The organism is Bacillus sp. JJ722 (genome assembly GCF_036963345.1).
Lineage (GTDB): Bacteria > Bacillota > Bacilli > Bacillales > DSM-1321 > Bacillus_AD.
On the sequence record NZ_JBALMO010000218.1, the window covers coordinates 1 to 3,315 of the forward strand.

General features: G+C 35.6%; 2 protein-coding genes and 2 pseudogenes. All 4 read left to right on the plus strand.

The annotated features are described in order from the left end of the window. Positions 1 to 1,225 (plus strand): annotated as a pseudogene (locus tag V7014_RS21580) (hypothetical protein); the annotation flags it as partial. A gap of 1 nt (position 1,226) precedes the next feature. Next, positions 1,227 to 2,108 carry a recombinase RecT gene (locus V7014_RS21585; protein ID WP_335510201.1) on the plus strand — a complete coding sequence of 294 codons (882 nt, stop codon included), beginning with the start codon at positions 1,227 to 1,229 and terminating at the stop codon, positions 2,106 to 2,108. After that, a complete protein-coding gene (locus tag V7014_RS21590; RefSeq protein WP_335510236.1) occupies positions 2,105 to 2,806 on the plus strand; it encodes an MBL fold metallo-hydrolase in 702 nt (233 codons plus the stop codon). Before V7014_RS21585 ends, V7014_RS21590 begins: the two co-directional genes overlap by 4 nt. 51 nt (positions 2,807 to 2,857) lie before the next feature. Next, a pseudogene (locus V7014_RS21595) lies at positions 2,858 to 3,315 on the plus strand (hypothetical protein); the annotation flags it as partial.

The following is a 3,315-nucleotide window of genomic DNA, read 5'->3' on the forward strand; positions in this document are numbered from 1 at the left end:
ATTAACAACAATAAGCAATATTCGCAATGGCTCTGCAATAACTACTAAACAGCAAGCTATTCAGCAAATAGAAATGGAATTAGTCAACATCAAACAACAACATGAGAGTGGATCTAAAGAGCAAATGTACCAACTACAAGCTCGTATTCAAGAAGAGCAATCTAATATCAATATTCACAATTCAAAACTAGAGAACATTAAAAACCAGAAACGAAGCAATGATGATTCTCTTGCTCGAATTGAAGATACATTAGTCCGGTTGCGTGGAGAATGGAAAGAAGTTAATGAACAAGAATTTGTCCATACAGATGCTTGTGAGTGCCCTACTTGCGGTCAGTCTCTTCCTGAAGAACAAGTGTTATCTGCTAGAGATAAGGCTTTAGCTCAATTTAACCTTCAGAAGAGCAAAAGGTTAGAAGAAATAGATGCTACCGGAAAACGGGAAGCTGAAACTAAAAAGGATATACATCAAAAAAATGAAGGTTTAACGGTTGAATATAACAAGATTAATGTTCAAATTGCTGAAAGACAAAATGAACTTAAAAAACATCAAGAGAAGCTTATGTCATTAAATGATTCTGTCATTGATGTAACAGAGAATCCTCAATATGTAGCTAATTTAAAAGAAAAAGCAAATATCAATGAGGAAATCAACTCTCTAAGAAACATGGCTGAACAATCTATTCAAGATGTGCAGTTAGAAATTACAGAACTTAAATCTCGTCGCAATCAGCTTCAAAGTCAAGTTGGATTATTTACTGTTGTAAAGCAGTCGCAAGCACGTATTAGTGAACTTGAGGAACAAGAGAAATCCCTAGCAGAAGAATACGAAAAACTAGAGCATGAATTGTACTTAACAGAAGAGTTTATAAGAACGAAAGTAAGTCTTCTGGAAGATAAGATAAATAGTCGCTTTAAATATGCACGTTTCAAACTGTTCGAAACACAAATCAATGGTGGTCTTACTGAAGTATGCGAAACGTTATATGATGGCGTTCCTTACTCTAGCGGCCTAAATAACGCAGCAAAGATAAATGTTGGTTTAGACATTATTAATACACTTTCAGAGCATTATGGTTTCTTTGCACCGATTTTTGTAGATAACAGCGAGTCGGTAACGCAATTAATTGATACCAAATCACAGCTTATAAGCCTAGTTGTATCAGAAAAAGATAAGCATTTACGTGTTGACACACTTTCAGAAGAAATGAAGGAGGCTATCTAATATGAGTAATCAAAATCAATTAGCAATGGTAAAAAAAGATACTGTCGATGTTGTAGCGCATAAGGTTCGTGAGTTTCAAGAGAAAGGTGAGATACATTTTCCAACTAATTATTCACCAGAAAATGCAATGAAATCAGCATGGTTAACGCTCCAAAATACTGTAGATCGTAATAAAAAGCCTGCTTTAGATGTTTGTACTAAAGATTCAATTGCAAACTCACTACTAGATATGGTTGTGCAAGGCCTGAATCCGGCTAAGAAACAAGGATACTTCATTGTTTATGGTAATCAATTAACATTTCAACGTAGCTATTTTGGAACAATGGCAGTTACTAAAAGCTTAACTGGCGCAAGGGACATAGACGCTTCTGTCATCTATGACGGTGACGAAGTAGATTACGAAATCGTGAACGGTAGAATTGAGCACCTTAAACATAAACAAAAGTTTGGAAACATTAATAAAGAAAAAATTATGGGTGCATATTGCGTTATTACATTGAAAGACGAACGGACTTATACAGAGTTAATGACTATGGATGAAATAAGACAGGCATGGAAGAAGTCACAAATGTGGGGAAAAGATCAGACCGAAGAACGTAAAGGGTCTACTCATGATGAATTTAAGCAAGAAATGGCTAAGAAAACGGTTATCAATCGTGCTTGTAAGAAATTCTTAAATTCTAGTGATGATTCTAGTCTTGTTTTACAACATTTTAATCGTGCTGATGATGCGGTAGATGAAGCACAACTTTCAGAAGAACTTGAACAAAATGCTAATAAAGAAATTATTGATGTAGAGTTCGAAGAAGTGAAAGAACAACCTATGAATCAGCCGCAAGAAGAACCGTTACAGAAAACTGGCACAGATGGTCCAGGATGGTGATTGAAGTAACAGCCTTAGCTTCTAGCTCTAAGGGGAATTGCTACCGCATTACAGACGGTAGCACTCCTCTATTGTTGGAATGTGGAATAAATTATCGGGATATACAAAAGGGTTTAGAGTTTAAAATGTCGCAGTTAAAGGGCTGCTTAATTACTCATGAGCATGGAGATCATTGTAAATCTATCAAGGATGTTCTGAAGGCTGGAATTGACTGTTACATGAGTAAGGGAACTTCTGAAGCTATAGGTGTTAAACATCATAGAATTAAGCCAGTAAAAGCGAAGCAACAGTTTACTCTGGGAACTTGGACAGTGCTACCATTTGACGTTCAGCATGACGTCAGTGAGCCAGTTGGTTACTTATTTGTGAATCAACTAGGTGAAAAGCTTTTGTTTGCTACTGATACCTATTACATCAAATATCAGTTTCCAGGTCTTACTCACATCATGATTGAGTGTAATTATTCTATGAATATATTGAACGAAAACATTATAAATGGTCGTGTTCATAAGAGTATGAAGAAGCGTTTAATGAGATCGCACTTTAGCCTTGAAAACCTAAAAGAATTTTTCAAAGCAAATGATCTTTCTAAGGTAGAAAAAATATGGTTGCTACATTTAAGCGATAGCAATAGTGACGCGGATATATTTAAACAAGAGATAGCGGAGCTAACTGGAAAGATGATTTATATTCCTTAATTCAAGAGGTGAATGAGCTTGCAAGGATGGATAAGCATCCACAGAAAAATAATGAACAACCCAGTCTGGCAAGATCCTAGATTATTGAAATTGTGGATGCTTTGCCTACTGGAAGCTTCTCATAAAGAACATGAAATGTTAGTTGGTAAGCAACTCGTAAAGATTCAAAAAGGTCAATTTATCACTGGTCGAGAATCCTTATCTAAATCATATAACGAAGGTGCAAAAAAGAGCGATCATGTTTCTGAAAGTACTCTTTGGCGATGGCTACAGTGGTTAGAGAAAAACGAATTTTTGAACATCAAATCAAGTACAAAATACAGTGTTATAACAATTAAAAACTGGGATTTGTACCAACAAAATGAACAACAAATGAACAACAAATGGACAGCAAGTGAACAGCAAATGAACACAAACAATAATGGTAATAAGGGTAACAATGTTAATAATATTGCTACTACTGCTAATAACGTGCCGACGCCAGAAGAAAGTAACGGGGTGCCTACAAC